The 17575-nt window shown below is 39.6% G+C and carries 13 protein-coding genes; 3 read left to right on the top strand and 10 right to left on the bottom strand.

Going from position 1 to position 17575, the window contains the following annotated elements; all coding sequences use genetic code 11:
- Positions 1-21: 21 nt before the first annotated feature.
- The 6 genes from ACHWSC_RS13260 to ACHWSC_RS13285 all read right to left on the bottom strand — a co-directional run bounded on the left by ACHWSC_RS13260 (position 22) and on the right by ACHWSC_RS13285 (position 10665).
- Positions 22-2484: a phosphocholine-specific phospholipase C gene (locus ACHWSC_RS13260; protein WP_394677065.1), complete on the bottom strand. Its 2463-nt coding sequence runs from the start codon at positions 2482-2484 to the stop codon at positions 22-24.
- Positions 2484-3977: a SusD/RagB family nutrient-binding outer membrane lipoprotein gene (locus ACHWSC_RS13265; RefSeq protein ID WP_259254182.1), complete on the bottom strand. Its 1494-nt coding sequence runs from the start codon at positions 3975-3977 to the stop codon at positions 2484-2486. The genes ACHWSC_RS13260 and ACHWSC_RS13265 overlap by 1 nt, the downstream gene beginning before the upstream one ends.
- Positions 3978-3989: 12 nt before the next feature.
- Positions 3990-7211, bottom strand: a complete 3222-nt coding sequence (locus tag ACHWSC_RS13270) for a SusC/RagA family TonB-linked outer membrane protein (protein WP_286753702.1) — start codon at positions 7209-7211, stop codon at positions 3990-3992.
- Positions 7212-7329: 118 nt separating this feature from the next.
- Positions 7330-8679 carry an MATE family efflux transporter gene (locus ACHWSC_RS13275; RefSeq protein WP_394677066.1) on the bottom strand — a complete coding sequence of 450 codons (1350 nt, stop codon included), beginning with the start codon at positions 8677-8679 and terminating at the stop codon, positions 7330-7332.
- Between the two features lie 15 nt (positions 8680-8694).
- Entirely contained in the window at positions 8695-9519 is an 825-nt protein-coding gene (locus tag ACHWSC_RS13280) for a siderophore-interacting protein (RefSeq protein WP_205400874.1), read from the bottom strand.
- 159 nt (positions 9520-9678) lie between these two features.
- Positions 9679-10665, bottom strand: coding sequence for a helix-turn-helix transcriptional regulator (locus tag ACHWSC_RS13285; protein ID WP_394677067.1), 987 nt, complete (start codon positions 10663-10665; stop codon positions 9679-9681).
- Positions 10666-10849: 184 nt separating this feature from the next.
- Here ACHWSC_RS13285 and ACHWSC_RS13290 point away from each other — a divergent pair, with 184 nt between their 5' ends.
- Positions 10850-11110 carry a hypothetical protein gene (locus ACHWSC_RS13290; RefSeq protein ID WP_046675378.1) on the top strand — a complete coding sequence of 87 codons (261 nt, stop codon included), beginning with the start codon at positions 10850-10852 and terminating at the stop codon, positions 11108-11110.
- 68 nt (positions 11111-11178) lie between these two features.
- Here the strand turns inward: ACHWSC_RS13290 and ACHWSC_RS13295 are convergent, their stop codons facing one another.
- From ACHWSC_RS13295 to ACHWSC_RS13310, 4 genes are all read right to left on the bottom strand, one after another.
- Complete coding sequence (locus tag ACHWSC_RS13295) at positions 11179-12018, bottom strand: glycine betaine ABC transporter substrate-binding protein (protein ID WP_394677068.1); 840 nt, start codon at positions 12016-12018, stop codon at positions 11179-11181.
- 1 nt (position 12019) lies between these two features.
- Positions 12020-12847 (bottom strand): ABC transporter permease, encoded by an 828-nt coding sequence (locus tag ACHWSC_RS13300; protein WP_394677069.1) that lies wholly within the window; start codon positions 12845-12847, stop codon positions 12020-12022.
- A gap of 2 nt (positions 12848-12849) precedes the next feature.
- Positions 12850-14091, bottom strand: a complete 1242-nt coding sequence (locus tag ACHWSC_RS13305; protein ID WP_201669243.1) for a glycine betaine/L-proline ABC transporter ATP-binding protein — start codon at positions 14089-14091, stop codon at positions 12850-12852.
- Positions 14092-14549: 458 nt separating this feature from the next.
- On the bottom strand, positions 14550-15434 hold the full coding sequence (locus ACHWSC_RS13310; protein ID WP_394677070.1) for a radical SAM protein: 885 nt from the start codon (positions 15432-15434) through the stop codon (positions 14550-14552).
- Positions 15435-15647: 213 nt separating this feature from the next.
- Here ACHWSC_RS13310 and ACHWSC_RS13315 point away from each other — a divergent pair, with 213 nt between their 5' ends.
- Both ACHWSC_RS13315 and ACHWSC_RS13320 read left to right on the top strand, forming a co-directional pair.
- Complete coding sequence (locus ACHWSC_RS13315) at positions 15648-16490, top strand: SDR family NAD(P)-dependent oxidoreductase (RefSeq protein ID WP_394677071.1); 843 nt, start codon at positions 15648-15650, stop codon at positions 16488-16490.
- Positions 16491-16560: 70 nt separating this feature from the next.
- A complete protein-coding gene (locus ACHWSC_RS13320; RefSeq protein WP_394677072.1) occupies positions 16561-17496 on the top strand; it encodes a helix-turn-helix domain-containing protein in 936 nt (311 codons plus the stop codon).
- Positions 17497-17575: the final 79 nt, after the last annotated feature.

The raw sequence follows: 17575 nt of genomic DNA on the forward strand, positions 1-17575 counted from the left end.
ACTAGTATTTAATTGGTTCAGCTATAATTTCACTTTACCCATTAACGGGTCTGTCTTACTTGATTTACCAGTCTCTATATGTCCAGCATAGCGGAATTTGACCGCATGATCTTCTGAACACGTTATTTCGATATCATACCAACCTTCACTCTTGCTGCAATCGATTTCAACCAAAGCAGGATCATCCTTGCGCATTGCCTTCGCATGGAAAAGATCATAGGAACAGTCTTTAAGAAGTAAATCCCAATTTAGCGACTCTGATTGTACACAAAGAATAGGCTTTCCAGAAACCACTTTCGTATACACATCAATAGCTGGAATATGTGACTTTGCGCCTTCAATCGCACGATAGAAACCATTAGGCCCGTGCAATGCAAATGATATGTACTCTCCTACAATTTTATCGAGTTCCCATTCATACGCTAACTGATCCCCTTCCCATACCGTAAAATTCCAAACTTTACCCGCCGCATGGCCATCATACGCCACATAGGAAATAACATAATAAGGTAGACCCGCTCCCGCTTTAGCTGTATTGAGCCTTCTTTCCAAGGTTGAACTGATGGAAAGCATCGTTGGTGTATGCTGTACTTTTAGCTGCAATTCATAAGGTAGAGCACAGGCATCCTTCCATCCCTGCTCTTGCATCTGCATAGCTGCATGATACTGACCTGTCGATTTGATTTCCACCAGTCTTTGGCTGTCGATTTTCACAAAATCTGTTGGGAGCTTTTTATTCCTAGCGGAAAATATACGTTCAACATACCCGTCTCTGTCTACCGGATTAAGCCTTGTTTTGACAATGTTATCTACAGGACGAAAAGAAGTTGTTAAGTCGCCACAGACCATTCTTCGCCATTGACTGATGTTTTCTTCTCGTACCACCTTACCCGTTTTCTTCTCCAAAAAATGTTCTAAAAATTGAAGACAGGAGGTGTGGTCAAAAACTTCGGAATTGACCCAACCACCCTTAGACCAGGGTGAAGCTATCACCATTGGTACGCGATAGCCCAAACCAATAGGACTTTCAAAACTTACATGATTACTATTTTTCCTTTTTCGCTCCTGTTCTAGCGTAACATATTCATCCGAAGTGTCGATTTCTGACACGGCACCCTGATCTTTGTTCGTGCTCAATGGCGGAACAAAAGGAGCGATATGGTCAAAATATCCATCATTTTCGTCATAAGTTAAGATGAAAATTGTCTTTTTCCAAACCTCAGGGTCTTTGGTCAATATATCGAGGACTTCGGATACATACCATGCCCCATACCAAGGTGAGCCCGGATGATCCGAGAAACGACAAGGTGCCACTAACCACGACACTGTAGGTAATTGGTGATCTTCAACATCTTTTCTAAACTGATAAAAAACATCTCCGGCCGGCACCTCAACTTCCTGCCGCTTTCCACCTTCTTTATAACTTAATTTTTCAAGTTTGTGAAAGTTGGGATCAGCTAGATTAGTCACAAAAGCATTACGATGAATATCTTTTTCAAATTGGGATAGCTTGTCAAAATTTTCGGGGGTATAATGAATGACATCTCTTTTCAAATCCTCCAATTCCGCTTTGGCTTTATGCAGCAATTCTTCTTTTGGATTTGTTTCCAAAAATTTATGCAGCTCTTTTACCCGTTCTTTCATCCACTGATAATGTGCCAAATGATATTTTACACCATATTGTTGGTGAAACTCCAGGTTGTTATCTGTAAAATTGGCCAACCAATCTTCCTCTTCTCCTTTAAAGCCTACTGGTAAACTTAGTTCATTTTGATAAACTTTCCACGAGACCCCTGCTTTTTGCAGTCGTTCAGGATAGGTTTTCCATTTGACATCCTTGTAGTTGATCTGGCCATTGTCTACATGCGCAACAGATTCGGGATTACGGGGTTCTTCGCGCACTGTACCAGTCCAAAAATACGATCGATTAGCGCTCGTTCCCGTCAGTGAAGAACAAAAATGCTGGTCACAAACCGTAAATGCATCTGCAAAAGCATAATAAAAAGGAATATCCGCACGGTTATAATAACCCATTGTTAAAGGCATAGCCTTATATTCTGAATTGCCAGAGCTCTTTGCTTCCAACCAATTATCCATTTTCCCGTCATGACGAGCAGCAACCATATCACGCCAGCCATGCGGAAGCGACCCCATCCAAGTCGATTTACTATTGACGATATCTAAATGGAAAGGTGCAAAATATGCACCTTCCTTATTTCCTTGTATCCATACAGGTAGACCATTCGGTAATTTCATCGCGCGGGGATCGTTAAAGCCACGTACGCCCTTCAAAGTTCCAAAACAATGGTCAAACGATCTGTTTTCCTGCATCAAAAAGACAACATGTTCGGCATCCAAAAAAGTTGATCCTTTTGGAGCTTCAATCGCCAAGGCTTTTTGTATTGATTCAGGCAGCCAGTTTATAGCGACTGTACTCCCAGCCAGCATGGCTGCTTTTTTTAAAAACACCCTTCTTGAATCCATTATTTTAACCACCAAGTCTGTAAATTAATATTGTCATTTCCGCCAAATTGTGATTTGATCGCATCAGATACATTCGCAGTATTATTATTGTACTCATCTTGAGGATACATCCAGCGATAGGCTGTTTTCACATTTGCAGATTTACGGAAACTCGGATATCCCGTGCGCAAATGATCAAAATAAGCCGAGTATCCCCCCTGATGAAATGAGCGCAGGTATTTCTGCATCAAGATACGTTCGAGCTTTTGCTCATTGGAGCTAGCTCCGTCAAGACTTACCGAATTTTGTTCAAGATATTTGGCCGCTTGCGCTTCATTTGTATAAGTTCCTAAATTTTTCGCATACTTTTCATAAAATTTGAACGATGCCTGTACTCCTTTGGTATACGTTGCATTGAGATCGCCCGTTATCCAACCTTTCAAAATGGCTTCAGCCAAAATAAACTGCATCTCCGAACAGCCCAATAAGACCAATGGCTCAGCTGTGGGATCTTGATAAAATCGTTCGTGGACTTTCGATAATTTACCTAATACGGCTTTTGCATTCACTTGTGCATAAGGAACAATCGGATCACCGCCTTCATAAGCCGTAAAGTCATTAATCGCTTTACCCGCTTCTTTACCCAGTCTTGTTTGTGTAGCGACGGCAAATAATCGCGGATCTTTCAGGTCCTGCAATCGTTGGATAAAAGTGGAATCCATATACATTCCAGATCCATAACCGCTAGAGTTAAACTCCGGATAACGATTACCCTCTTGATTCAAAAAGACGAGTTGCCCATCTTCAGCACCACTAACATCAGTGATTCTGGACTCATTGGTAAATATTTTTGAAAATTCTGTTGCTGCATTAAATGGAAGATCAGTCGTTTTCTTCGAAAGCGTCAATAGTACTTTTAGGCGAAATGAATTGACTAACTTGTTCCAATTGCCACTATTTCCACCATAAATAATATCCCCATTTATGGTGTTATTGTTCTTCTTCAGAATAATACTTGCTTCCTCGAGCTCCTTCAATACACCCACCAAAACGTCTTTCTGTGTATCGTATTTCGGCGCAAAAATTGCCGAATTTTCACCCTTTGCTGCTTCTGAATAAGGGACATCACCAAAAGTTAAGGTAAGATTATAAAAATAATACGCACGGAAAAATTTTGCTAATGCCAAATAACTTTCAGCGCCAATACGTTCAGCTTCTTCGGTCATCTTGGTAATATTGCGAAGATTACCATATTGCTCAAAGCTTCCCCTTTGCCAATTATAAATTTGATTCGCATTTTCACCATCCGTTTGCACAATCATTTTCAAGGCATATAGTGGTGAGGTACCATGCCAGGTCCGAAAAGCATCCCATTCTACCTTCGTCAATAAAGCTTGCGGGTGGGTTGTTGTCGCTTCATTTGGATTAACATTTACTTCAGTCAATTTCTGACAAGAAGTCATGATTGAAAGAGAAAATAATCCAAGAAATATATGTTTATTAAATAATTTCATCGTACTACTTTATTAAAACTTAAAATCTAGAGAAAAACCAATATATCGCGTGGAAGGATCTTGTAAGTTTCCATCGTTTCCAACACCAAAATCAGGATCGATATAAGGTACTTTCTTCCACATAGCCAAATTATAGCCAAATAGTGATGCATTTAAGGCCGTAAGCTGTTTTAATTTAAACACCTTATTGACATCATAACCGACCGACAGTCTACGTAGTTTTACAAATGATCGATCAAATACATTGGCAAACAGTTTGCTTTCAGACTCTGTAACTCTGGCCTGATAAGGATAATTTTGACTCCAAGCCTGCCAATCAACAGCTTTTGTATTACTTGTATACGTTCGGGTATCTGAAGTAATATTACCGTTCACGTCGCGGGTAAGCTCACCTCCTGTTACGATCACCCCATCTGGTACAAAAACTGGTTTCCCTGCATCATATTGTTCCTGACGATATAAGACCGAAGAAGGATGCTTTCCACCCCACCACATTTTTTCTATGGTTGTCGAATTCATCACGCCGCCAATAGATCCGTCGAAATCAAGATTTACCTGAAATCCCTTAAATTTGAACTGGTTTGCAAAACCAAATTGCCAGTCCGGTTGAAAGTAACCTAAATACTGTGGAAATGGATTTTTGGTCGGCATACCCGTATTCGGATTCAAGATAACCTTACCATCAGCCGATTTTTCCCAGACAGTACCATAATAGCTGTCTGCACGATCGCCTTTTTTAAGATTACCGTATTTCGCTTGGTTATTATAAATTTCTTCCAAACGCTGAATTGCACGGGACCAATTTACAGTAGATGTCCACGAAAATTGTTCATTTTTAATTATATTTCCTGTCAAAGAAATTTCCAATCCTTTTGTACGGTATTTATTTCCATTCACCTTGCGCGAAGTAAAAGCGGATGCTTGGGAAATACTCAAATCGATGATCTGATTTTTATCAACAACATTATAGTACGTTACATCAGCCGAAAGCCTATTTTTAAAGAAAGCCATAGAAGCACCAATTTCTAAGGAAATGGACTGCTGCGGAAGGATATCAGGATTAATAATACCTGCAGGATAGGTTACTGATGGCGTCGAACCATAGGTAACATCTTTTTTATACGTCGCAGCAATGCTATAAGGATCCAGATCAGAAGATACCGATGCCCAGGAACTGTACAATTTAACAAAGTCAATTTGTGCAGGCAGTTTAAAATAATCGGAGATAACACTACTTAGCGAAACCGATGGATAAAAGAATGACTGATTTGCTTTTGATAATGTTGATGACCAGTCATTTCTTCCCGAAAAATTCAGATAGGTGGACTTAAACACGTTTAAGTTTACCGACGCATAAGCACTTCGGATTATTTTCTCAGTTGTTGTATTTGTTGCCTTAACTGGGCCTTGGGTATTGCCTAAGTTGTAGACAAATGGTACAACTAAACCATCAGTAGTTTGATAAAGCTCACGATAATCTCTTTTGAAAGTGGAAGATCCCGCATTAACGGTTACACCGAAATTATCAGACAACTGCTTAATATAGGTTGCTAAGACGTCCGCATCAAAATTAAGCTGCTTGCTATCCCAGTTTTTATAATCCCCATTCCGTGAATCGCCATAATTCATGTAAGACTTAGGACTCTGCATATCCTGGAATAGATTTTTTTGTCTTGCTGCAGCACGACCTTTGATGGTAAATTCAGGTGAAATACGCCAAGTTAAAGCAGTCTGCCCAGCCAAAATATCCTGATCGTATACTTGGTTCAACTCATTAGCTGCAAAATAAGGGTTGTTGTACCAAGCATAGTTATAGTTTGCTTGACGATAGCCTTCCTGTCCCGGAATATAGAGGTGATCCTTTAATTCCTGTCCATTTACATCATTTCCCATCCACAACAGAATCGTATACATATGATTTTTAGGCCCATATCCATACCTTGGATAATTTGGAGATTTCACTTTATTATAGGATAAGTTAAGATCTAATTGTACCTCAGGAGTAAAACGGTAAGAGGTATTCAAATTTAATCCACCTGTAGAAAGCTTTGTATTGGGCACCTGACCTTTTTGATAAGCATATTTTCCTGTTCCAAATATGCTTACCTTTTCCGAACGATACGATAATGTCGCATTATTTTCGGTAATCAGTCCAGTTCCAAGGAAATCCTCTAAATTGTTATGTGCGACCCAATCAATCGGCACTCTTTCGTAACGTGACTTATCATTATACTTGGTTCCACTCACATCGCCCCACCAAGGAATCACTTCACCAGTTTGCTTATCACGAATCGGACTGTTCCATTGTGCAACCTTTATTCCGGAGTTCAATTTGGGTCCCCATGTCATATCTCCATCTGAAATACCTCCATCAGCACCATCCCAAAACTCATATTTACCGTTGGATCCACTTCCGAACTCCTTCTGCGATTCAGGAAAAACTGTAAATCCAGCAGAAAACATATTACTGGTTCCAACCGAAAACTCCAGCCTATCGCTTTTTGCACTTTTGGTTGTTATTAAGATCGCGCCATTTTTACCGCGTGATCCATATAAAGATGAAGCGGCTGTTCCTTTCAGTACATTGATATTCTCAATGTTTTGACTGGACATGTCGTAAAAATCAGATTCTACAGGAATACCATCTACAACAATAAGTGGGCTCTTACCACGCAATTGAAAAGATGGTGCCTGAAAAATCCCCGTTGGATTATTAACGATAAGACCAGATACTTGTCCCGTTAGCGCTGTACCAATATTCATTGTTTTAGACTCTTTAAGTACGTCTAATTTGACTTCTTGGGTAGCGTAACCAATTTGCTTCTTTTGTTGCTTGATACCAATTGCCGTGACAACAACCTCATCCAACTTTGAATCATCTTTTTCCAAAACCACCACAAGATCCCCATCTGTAGCAGTTATTGTAGCTGTTTTATATCCTAAAGAAGAAACACGGATTTGGTCGCCAACCTGACCTTTCAGATTGAATTTACCATTAAACTCTGTACGCGTACTCTGTTTGCTGGTTTCATTGATGATCGTGCCGCCGTCAATAGGTTTGCCGTCCTGATCCTTAACAATCCCTTTAATAATAGCTTGATCGGCAATTTCGAGCTTGGTAGTTTCATTCGCAAAGTTTGCCCATACGCTATCGACATGTGCCGCATTCAGCAATGCAATAGCTAAGGTCACCTGAGCTGTTTTCCTAAATTGAGGTAGTTTAATAGGTTTCATTATTTTGAATTTTGCCCAAAAAAATGAAACCTATATTACTAGAAGATGAGTAGTATATTAACAATGTAATCTTAAAGATTGCTTAACTTAACATTAACATCGTTCGCGCTGCAATGTCTTATACATCAACTTGCATATTGAGCTTCCGCGTGCTTCGTCGAACCGCATAGATGACTATAATGAAAATAATCCAATCTATCGCCGCGCTCGCTACGTAAATGCTGTGTACACCAAAATATTTTGGTGCAATAATTAAGATAGGAATATAAAATACAACCTGCCGCAATACACTGATAAAAGTCGCAGGCTTGGCATGATCAATGGAAGGAAACCACACCATCGCCATAAAAATAAATGGAAGAACCAATAAAACACTCATGTAAATTCTGAAATCCATTAGCTGCTGTATTGAAAAAATCGCTCCTGGTATCAGGATCGATATGACAGCAACGGGATGCAGCATCACCAGCAACCAGAACGGAAGCAGAATCAGCAGCCCAGTAATGGCAAATAAACGGTACGAATTGATACTTCTCGTATACTGCCCAGCACCATAGTTCATCCCCGTTACAGGCTGCAAAGCCCGCATAAGCCCCCATAGTGGGGTATTTAATAAAATATAAAGCCGATTGACCGCCGTAAAAAACGTAATATCCATATCATTTCCGTAATTGGCCAATGCGTTGAAGACAACAATATTCTGGATTACAATCATGACCATCATGACAAACCCGGGCATTCCTAATGAAAGCGTTTCTTTTAAAATCGATAAATCCCAAGATAAAGACCAAAACTTTGTTTTGAACGAAGCCTTTCCCCCGGCGTAATACCATACACCTAAAAATGTGTAGATGATCATCGATATATTGGTTGCCCAAGCTGCTCCTGATACACCCCAACCAAAGTGTTCTATAAAAACCGGTTTAAGTAAGACATCAACAAGCAATCCTATTGCAATCATCCAGGCCGCAGTTTTCATACGACCCTCTGCACGAATAATCATGTTGAGGGCCAAACCATAAATCCAGAAAAAACTACCCAATATGGTTGCTCGAAAGTAATCAACCCCAAGAGCCAATATCTCACCTCGACCGCCCATCATGTAGACCAATTTGTCGGCAAATGCATAGCAAGGGAGCGTAATTATAAGAGAGAAAATAATAGTCAAAAAATGCACCGTACCAAATGACCTATGTAATTTCTCCTGTTGATCCCCACCTATCCAAATACTAATTGCTGCCCCCATACCTGTTCCGATCAGGGTACCAAAACCTTGTGCAAATTGGGCTAAAGGATAGGTTACACCGACAGCTGCCAACGCTGTATTGTTAATCAGATGACCAACAAAAATACCATCTAGAAAATTGTTCAGACCATACAGGACCATTGCAATCACGGCAGGCCACGACATCTGCCACATCACCCTACTTAACTTGCCGTTTAAGATCAGTTGTTTCTGTTTCTCCATAACCTATCGTAAACGTTAGGCCTGGATTTCTTCACTCTCACTACGGCGGTCTGTAGCAGATTTATCTTCAGCAACTCCAGCTTTCCAATACGAATAAGCATAAAGCTCCTCTCTTCCCCAACCGAGATCCTTACGCAAATAATTGCGAATCTCCTTAACTGTCGAAAATTCAGCAGCCACATAAGCAAATTTATCGGCTACGGGCAAGGATCTGATCTTCACCAAATCTGCCAAAAGGCTACCTTCCTGTGGCGTATCATTATGTAACCAGATAAAATCAATAGCAGCCTTAGTCTTCAATTGCTGTATATCTTCGCTACCATGTACTTCAATCATACATATTCCCTTTGCCGAAGGTGGCAAATCTTCTAAGATTGCCCCCAGAACAGGAATTGCAGTTGCATCCCCAACAAGAAGATAGTTAGCTGCAACTTCATATAGGGACGTCTTACCTGCTTTCATCAGAATCCCGAGTGCATCGCCAGGTTTTGCAGCCATAGCCCAAGCTGAAGCTGGCCCCTCATCACCATGGGCGACGAAATCAATCCATACTTCATTTCTATCAAGGTTGATACCGCGATGTGTATAAGTTCGAACTGTTGGCCTAATCGCTTCATCCATCGGCTTCCACTGCCCTCGTTCATAATCAAATTCTGGAAAATAAATGCGATCAACATGCTTTGGCGGAATCAAGATCTTGTTATTGACCCCGACGGTCGTATTAGCGATTTGATCTACACCATCACCAGTCAAATAAACACGAATATAATGTGGCGTCAGGTATTCTTTTCTACTTACAGTCAGGGCCAGCTGTATTACTTTCATTTCAGTTTTTCCCATGATTTTCTAATTACGTACATATTTGATCAAAAGATTTCTATTAAGAACCTTTCTAAACAAAGGTAATTATTCGACTTTTATCAAACCCGATTCATGCGCTATTAAAACTTCCGTAAGAAGGAATAAAAGGTCCGTAAAGTGTAAAAAAGCTATTCCACATTACAAGGTATTTTTTAGCTTACTCGGTGGGATTCCAAATTTACGTTTAAAGGCGTCCGAAAAATGGCGTTGATTTTTGTAACCAACCAAATCAGAAACTTCACCGATTGTTCGATCGTCATCTAAGATCAGTTTCTTGGCATGTTCCATTTTTGCATCATGCCAAAAACCAAAAACAGTCGTACCAAAGAGCTCCTTAAAACCTTTTTTCAATGTGAATTCATTGGTACCCACCAGATGCGCGAGATTGACCAATGTACTATTGGCGTCCATATTTTTTAAAAGAAACTCACGAACGGCATATATCTTATCGATATCGGCTTTTTTTAACGAAACTGCTGCAAAATCCTCTTTCTGAAACTGTTCCAATTGAAGAAGCAAGAGCTCCATAATCCTTGCTTCCAGGAAAATTTTCTTAAAAATTCCCTTTCGTTGGCAATTGATTACATCGTTGATAATTTCATACATATCGTGAGTAATCCGTCTATGCATATCGGTCAGCAATCCCGATTTACCACGGTCAATGGCATTCCGAAAATCTGCAAAGAATTTAGAATCTTCGGGCAGGAATCTTTTAAAAAATTCGGGCGATAAGTTTATTTCACATAACTGAAACTCCTGATTCCCCCACTCCATTTGACCACACATTGAATTTCCGTAAATAATATTATGCTGGTAGGTCTCAAAATTTACACCTAAGGGCATCATTTCGCCACTCGCCAGACTATTGCCTTTTAAAGCAAAGTGCATTTCAACTGTTTCAAAATCACTTTCAAAACGAAACCGCATCCGTTTAAATAACTGTGCATGACCGTAACCGATATGAATACCATCGAAGAAAATCTCCTTATAAAAACCTTTTCCAAATGTAGTATCTAAATGTGTTACAGATTCATAAATTCCCGTGTCGACGGAAAAGCAGGTACTTGGGTAAGTCCGCTCCAATAATAAACTGGGTGAATCAATATCATATAATCTTAGTGCCATTTTTAATTCCTTTTAGGATTCAAATAGTCCTACGCACATTAGGCAATATACCTTAACAGAAATATTCCCTTCGACGGACATTTTACTCCTTTATGCAGACCCCATAACAATAGAATGACTGCTATCTTTGACTAAAGTATAAAATTATTTAGAATCATTCTTAATTATTTGAAAATAATTCATTATGGATACAAATAGAAATCAGGATATGGCGGACAACTTTCCACTCATCCAGGATAGCATTTATAATAACATCAAGATTGCCAATCCAAATGCAACGAAACATGACATTATTTTAGCTGCGGAAAAAGCGAAAGTCTTAGATTTCGCCTGGGAATTTCCAAAGGGGCTCGACACATGGATTGATGATAGCAGATATCCTTTATCCAGCATACAACAACAACAAATACAACTGGCCCGTAAATTTTTAAGGGCATTGTCGTAATGACAATGCCCTCCTTATGCTATGGCGTGTAGCGTGCTGCGGTGGCAGAACTATTTAATCACCTCAGTTTACAATAACCAGCCCTTTACGAGATCATTATGTTTCTTGACCCATTCTTTTGCCGTAAATGCTTTGTCCTGGCTTCCCTGCATTTGTGACAACAAATCAGCCATTGTTGATTCATCGAAGTAGACTTTGGAGAAAAATCGGGCTAGCTCCGGCTGCTCAATGTTAAAGTTTCCTCGTGCAAAAATTTTAATTTGCTCGGCATCACCCAATGTCTTTTTGGGGTCATCCAAAAACTTCAATTTCATTTTAGCAAACATCCAATGCGGTTGCCAGCCAGCTACCACAATCCAACGTTTTGCTTTGATCGCATTTTGCAATTCCGTGATCATAGCTACGGTAGATGAGTTTACATGCTTATAATCGAGGCTATAATCTTTGATCACTTGATCCACGGCACGTGTTATTCCAGCCCCCTTTTCTATTCCAATGATCCGTTTATCAAACTCTTTTTCATGTTTTTTCAACTCTTCAATTCCATCAATTGTTACATAATCCGGTACAACAAGTCCATTTCGCGCATGGCTATAACTCGTCCCAAGCTCTTCTATATTAGGGAATTTAGCCACTTTACTTCCATGGGTCAAAGGTAGCCAGACATCCATATATAGATCTGTATCACCATTATTCATCGAGGCTAAGATCATATCTGGTGTAGCGCGTTGGATAACGACATGATACCCCTTTTCTTCCATAATAACTTTTGCGACCTCTGTCATTGCGACTCCTTCAGCCCAGCCATCGACCATACCGATATGAATAATATTTTTATTCCGGCCTGTGCTGCATGACGCAAGCAATAACACGATCAGACACAATACCATACTTTTTATTTTCTTCATACTATGCTTTCTTTTTTACAAAGCCCTGCGTGATTCGATCCAAAATAATAGCGAGAATCACAACGGACAAACCACTTTCAAAACCAAGACCAATATCCAAGTTATTAATACCCTCAAGCACTTTTTCTCCCAAGCCACCGGCAGCAATCATTCCGGCAATAACAACCATCGATAAAGACAGTAATATGGTCTGATTGATCCCTGCTAAGATTGTTTTTGTAGCCAAGGGCAGCTCTACTTTAAATAAGATCTGACTATTGGTTGCTCCAAAGGAACGTGCAGCTTCCACGATATCTTTTGGAACCGCATCAATCCCTAAAGTCGTCAAACGGACAGCAGGTGGCATAGCGAAAATAATGGTAGCAAAAGCTCCCGGGACTTTACCGATACTAAAAAATAACACCGCTGGAATCAAGTAAACAAAGGCAGGCATCGTCTGCATTAAGTCAAGTAAGGGTCGAATGATTTTCGCTGCTAGTTTATTCTTTGCGGCCCACACGCCCAAAGGAACTGATATAACCAATGCTGTCAGTGTAGCGACCAACACCAGGGCCAACGTCTCCATCGTTGCAATCCAAAATCCCATCAGATAGATCAATGTTAATCCCACCAACGTTGTCAATGCAACCCCTTTCCCGGATTTCCACCAGGCTAATGCTGTAAATAATGCGATGATAATAAAAAAAGGTATCGTTGTTAGCACCCATTCCAGTCCAATAATGGATGCATTCCCCGTATTTTTTATCAAGTTAAAAAATGGTTCTAAATGATCTGTCAGCCAATTGACGGCTACAGCGATGTATTGTCCTATATCGATTACTTTATTCATTTCTACTGATTATTTGCTTTCTCTTTTAATTCAATAATTTCTTCTTCATTATACTTTGTCGCTTCGATAATTAACGATGTCTGTGTTACGATCCCCAACAAACGATTATGTTCATTCACGACAGCGATTGGCGACCGGATCTCCGATATCAGGGGCAACATTTCTTCAACGGTCACCTCTTTTGATACGGTTGGAACGGTAGTATGTATAATGGATTCTACGGTAGGTTCCCTACGCTTTGCAGATTGAATGACTTCATTCATGTGAACAAAACCAAGAAAAGTCTCATGAGCGTCAACTACTGGGAGAATTTCAATTCCTGTAGCGCGCATCTTACGCAAAGCTCCTTCGGGACCATCTTTTTTGAAACGTACAACAGTAGGTTTCTCAAACATCAGTGAACCTGCCGAAATGATTGACTTGCGATCCACTTTTTCAACGAAGGCTTTAACATAGTCACTTGCTGGATTTGTCAAGATATCTTCCGCGGTACCGATCTGTTCGATGACACCATCCTTCATAATAGCAATACGATCGCCCAATTTGATTGCTTCATCGAGATCATGGGTAATAAAAACGATCGTTTTTTGTAAATTATCCTGCAACTCCAGTAACTGATCTTGCATTTCTGTTTTAATCAGGGGATCTAATGCTGAAAATGCCTCATCCATCAGTAATACTTCGGGATCATTTGCAAGTGCCCGAGCCAGTCCAACCCGCTGTTGCATACCACCAGATAACTGAGACGGTAACTGTTGCTCAAATCCACTCAGTCCTACTACATCCAGCGCTTTCTGAGCTTTAGATTCCCGTTTTTCCCGTTCTTCCCCTCTTAGTTCTAAACCAAAAGCGGCATTGCTCAATACGGTATGATGTGGCAACAGACCAAACTTTTGAAAGACCATACTCATTTCTGTCCTACGGACTTCAAGAAGATCTTTATTATTTTTCCCTGTAATATCCTCTCCATTGACAAATACCTTTCCCGATGTAGGTTCGTTCAATCGATTAAGACAACGGAGCAGGGTAGATTTCCCACTGCCTGATAGTCCCATTATAACAAAGAATTCACCCTCGAAGATTTCAAAATTAGCTTTGTTGATTCCGATCGTGCAATCTGTCTTTGCCAAGATTTCCTTTTTGGAGAAACCCTCATTTAGTAATTTCAAAGCTTGCTTCTTCTGTTTTCCGAAAACAAGTACCAAGTCTTCAACTTTTACTTTTACCTTACTAGTTTTATCCATTCTTTAATTTTTTTAAACATAAATAAACCATAAGGGCATGAGTAATCCACTAAGGCCATACGCCTACGCTATTTTCTTACAAATAAAAATATCCCTACAGTTGAGTTCGTTTGATCGAAATCTTACTCGTACAGTTCAATCAACTTATTAACTAACATACTTTACTCTCGGTTCGGTAAGAGCAATGATGAAAAAGAAACTAATCTTTTAAAGACGAAATGCTCCATTCAAAAAGCATCTCCAAAATATACTTCAACAAGTATAACGAACAACCTAGGCTGTGCCAAAGGCACAAAGCCATAGCGGAATAAACTCACGCCATTCTGTCTTTTGACAGTACAAAGGTACGAAAAATAAATTAAACGTCTTTTTCGGCCCATATAAACCTATTTTACAACAACTTATAAAAACAAAAATGAGATCTGATTTTTTGAAGATAAAATCAGTAAACTTAATAGCTAAAACAGCCGGTCTCGCAGCCCATATTGTACACATAATCCCTTTACCTTTTCCGCAAATGCCTGTCGATAATAGTTAGGAAGTTTACCGTCCGGACCAAACAGTCGTTGGTATTTTTCCACGAGCTGTGGATAGTGTTTTTCAACCGCACGCATAACCAAAGTCCGATTATCACTAGGGTCAGAACCATATAACGCCAAGGTTGCTGGAAAAATATAATTTGCATCAACGGATCGAAAAGTCGAAAACATCTGATCAAGATGAGCTCCTGTATCTGAAATAAAAGGCAACAAAGGCATTAAACTTACGCCACTACACAATCCCATCATTCGCGCCTTGCTCAATGCACTCAAACGAAGCTCAGGCGATGGTGTCCCCGGTTCAAATATTCTGGCAATTTCGGTATCGATTGTCGAAAATGAAAAGGTAATAAAAGCACGATGTGTTAATTTATCTTGCAGATCAAATGGGAGTATTGCTTCTGCATCGATCTGCTTCAATAAATCAAAATCTCTACTGACGAGATCCGATTTAGTGATAATATGTACCGGAAAACGATAATATAGTATAATTTCCAATAATTGTCGCGTCAGTAACTCGGTTTGTTCAAATTGCAAATAAGGATCCGTTGCAGACGACAGTACAATTATTCCATATTGTTTTTTACGGGCACGGAGCGCTAAAGCACGATCTAACAAATCAATCGCGTTCTGTTTGACACTTAGCTTTTCAGCCATATTTACCCCATATTTACTACCCCTGATATAACAATATAGACAGTTAAAAGAGCATCCGCTATAGGGATTTACAGTATAGTCATCAAGAAACCAAGGATCTCTCCGTTTTGTTTTGTTAAGAATGGATTTAGCAATTACACGCTGCATACGGAACTTTACGTTTACTGAAAATCTATCTTATAAAACAGATTTTAACATACTAAGTTAATTCAAAATTACGACTAAGAGACAAAAAATAATTCCATAAAATTATTCTCCTAAATAAATTTATCAAAACTCCATTCGGCTACATATTCCCTCAATTTGGCGATTTTTATTAGACGCGCTTTCTGGAAATTTGTGTTACAAATACTAAGAAATATGATACAAAATACGCAAAGTAAAATCTGGTTTATCACGGGCAGTTCGCGCGGATTCGGGAAAATCTGGACAGAGGCAGCATTACAGCGGGGAGACAAAGTAATTGCTACCGCACGACGACTCTCTTCCATCGCCTATCTCAATGAGAAATATGGAGACAACGTATTGACACTGGAATTGGACGTTACCGATACCGAAAAAGTAAAAACTGTTGTACAACAGGCATATGATCACTTTGGCCAGTTAGACATTGTCCTTAACAATGCAGGTTACTCTCTGGTTGGAACTATTGAGGAAGCAAGCATGGACGATATTCGAAAACAATACGAAACAAATATCCTTGGACCGGTCGCTGTCATTCAAGCTGTTTTACCATTATTACGTCAGCAAGGATATGGCCACATCTTAGGTACATCAAGTAGCTTAGGCCACGTTACGCTGCCTGTAATCGGATACTATTGTTCCTCAAAATGGGCATTTGAAGCAATACACGAAAGCTTAGCACTTGAGGTCAAACAGTTTGGTATCAGAGTAACCATCATAGAACCCGGAGCCTATGCCACCGAATTTGGAAGTCAGGAATCACTACAATTTGCTGAAACATTAGATCTCTACCAGGATTTTAAAGCCCAATTTTTTACTGATTTAGGAAAAATGGAGAAAGGTGATCCGAATGCGACCCCAGCCGCAATCTTCAGTATCGTTGACACAGAAAATCCTCCCTTGCGGTTTAATCTAGGAAATGGGAACCTATCTTGGGTAAGTAGTGTATATGCCGAAAGGATTGCCACATGGAAGGAATGGGATACTGTTTCAGCCCAAGCTCAAGGCTTTTCCAAGTAATCCCTATGTCAATAATTCATTCTCGTTTACATTATCGGCTATTGTAAACGAGAATTACGTAAATTCAAAAATGAAAAAAGAACAAAAAGCTCTCCCAAAGATGGAATCTCTATCGGATATTCACCGTGCTTTTGGCCTTCCAACACCAGCCCACCCCTTGGTTAGCATGGTGAATGGCAGCACTCATCAAGTTATGCTCAACAATATTCCTCAACCGCATGTATTGAATTTCTACAAAATATCCTACAAACCGAGTGTTAAAGGAAAACTCATCTATGGACAAGGTTATTATGATTTTGACGAAGGCGGACTTCTGTTTGCCGCTCCAAATCAAATTATAGGAAACCACGGCACAAATGAAGGCGAGGTATGCTCACAATATACCCTTTTGATACATCCTGATTTCTTTTGGGGATATCCGCTAGCAAAAAAAATAAAACAATATGGCTTTTTTTCCTATACCACAAATGAAGCCTTACATTTATCCGAAAAAGAAAAGGACCGAATTATTTCCATCTTCCGACACATCGATGAAGAATTAACTAGTCGAATCGATGACTTTAGTCAAGATGTGATTATTTCCCACATTGAATTACTTTTAAATTATGCCAACCGATTTTATAAAAGACAGTTTATCACACGAAAAGCGATTAATACAAACTTAATAGCCAAACTTGAGGAAATATTGGAAGCATATTTCTCTAACAATATTTCTACGAAACAAGGCATTCCAACGGTGCAGTATCTTGCTGAACGCCTACACATTTCAGCTAGCTATTTAAGCGATCTGCTCCGTTTGCAGACCGGTGAAAATACCCAGCATTTCATCCATGGTAAAATAATTGACAAAGCAAAAGAGAAATTATCCATCACAGACCTATCCGTAAGCGAAGTTGCTTACGATTTAGGCTTTGGCCATCCCCAATCTTTTAACAAGTTATTCAAAGCGAAGACAAATATGTCGCCTTTGGCCTTCCGAAAATCTTTTCCCCAACCAAATAAGTAGGTAAATACGAGAAAAATAAGTGATATCGCACAAATAATTGCAAATATTTCATTTTCAATACCTAATAAAGGCATTTATT

It is taken from the genome of uncultured Sphingobacterium sp. (assembly GCF_964277905.1).
In the GTDB taxonomy this organism is placed as follows: Bacteria; Bacteroidota; Bacteroidia; order Sphingobacteriales; family Sphingobacteriaceae; genus Sphingobacterium; species Sphingobacterium siyangense.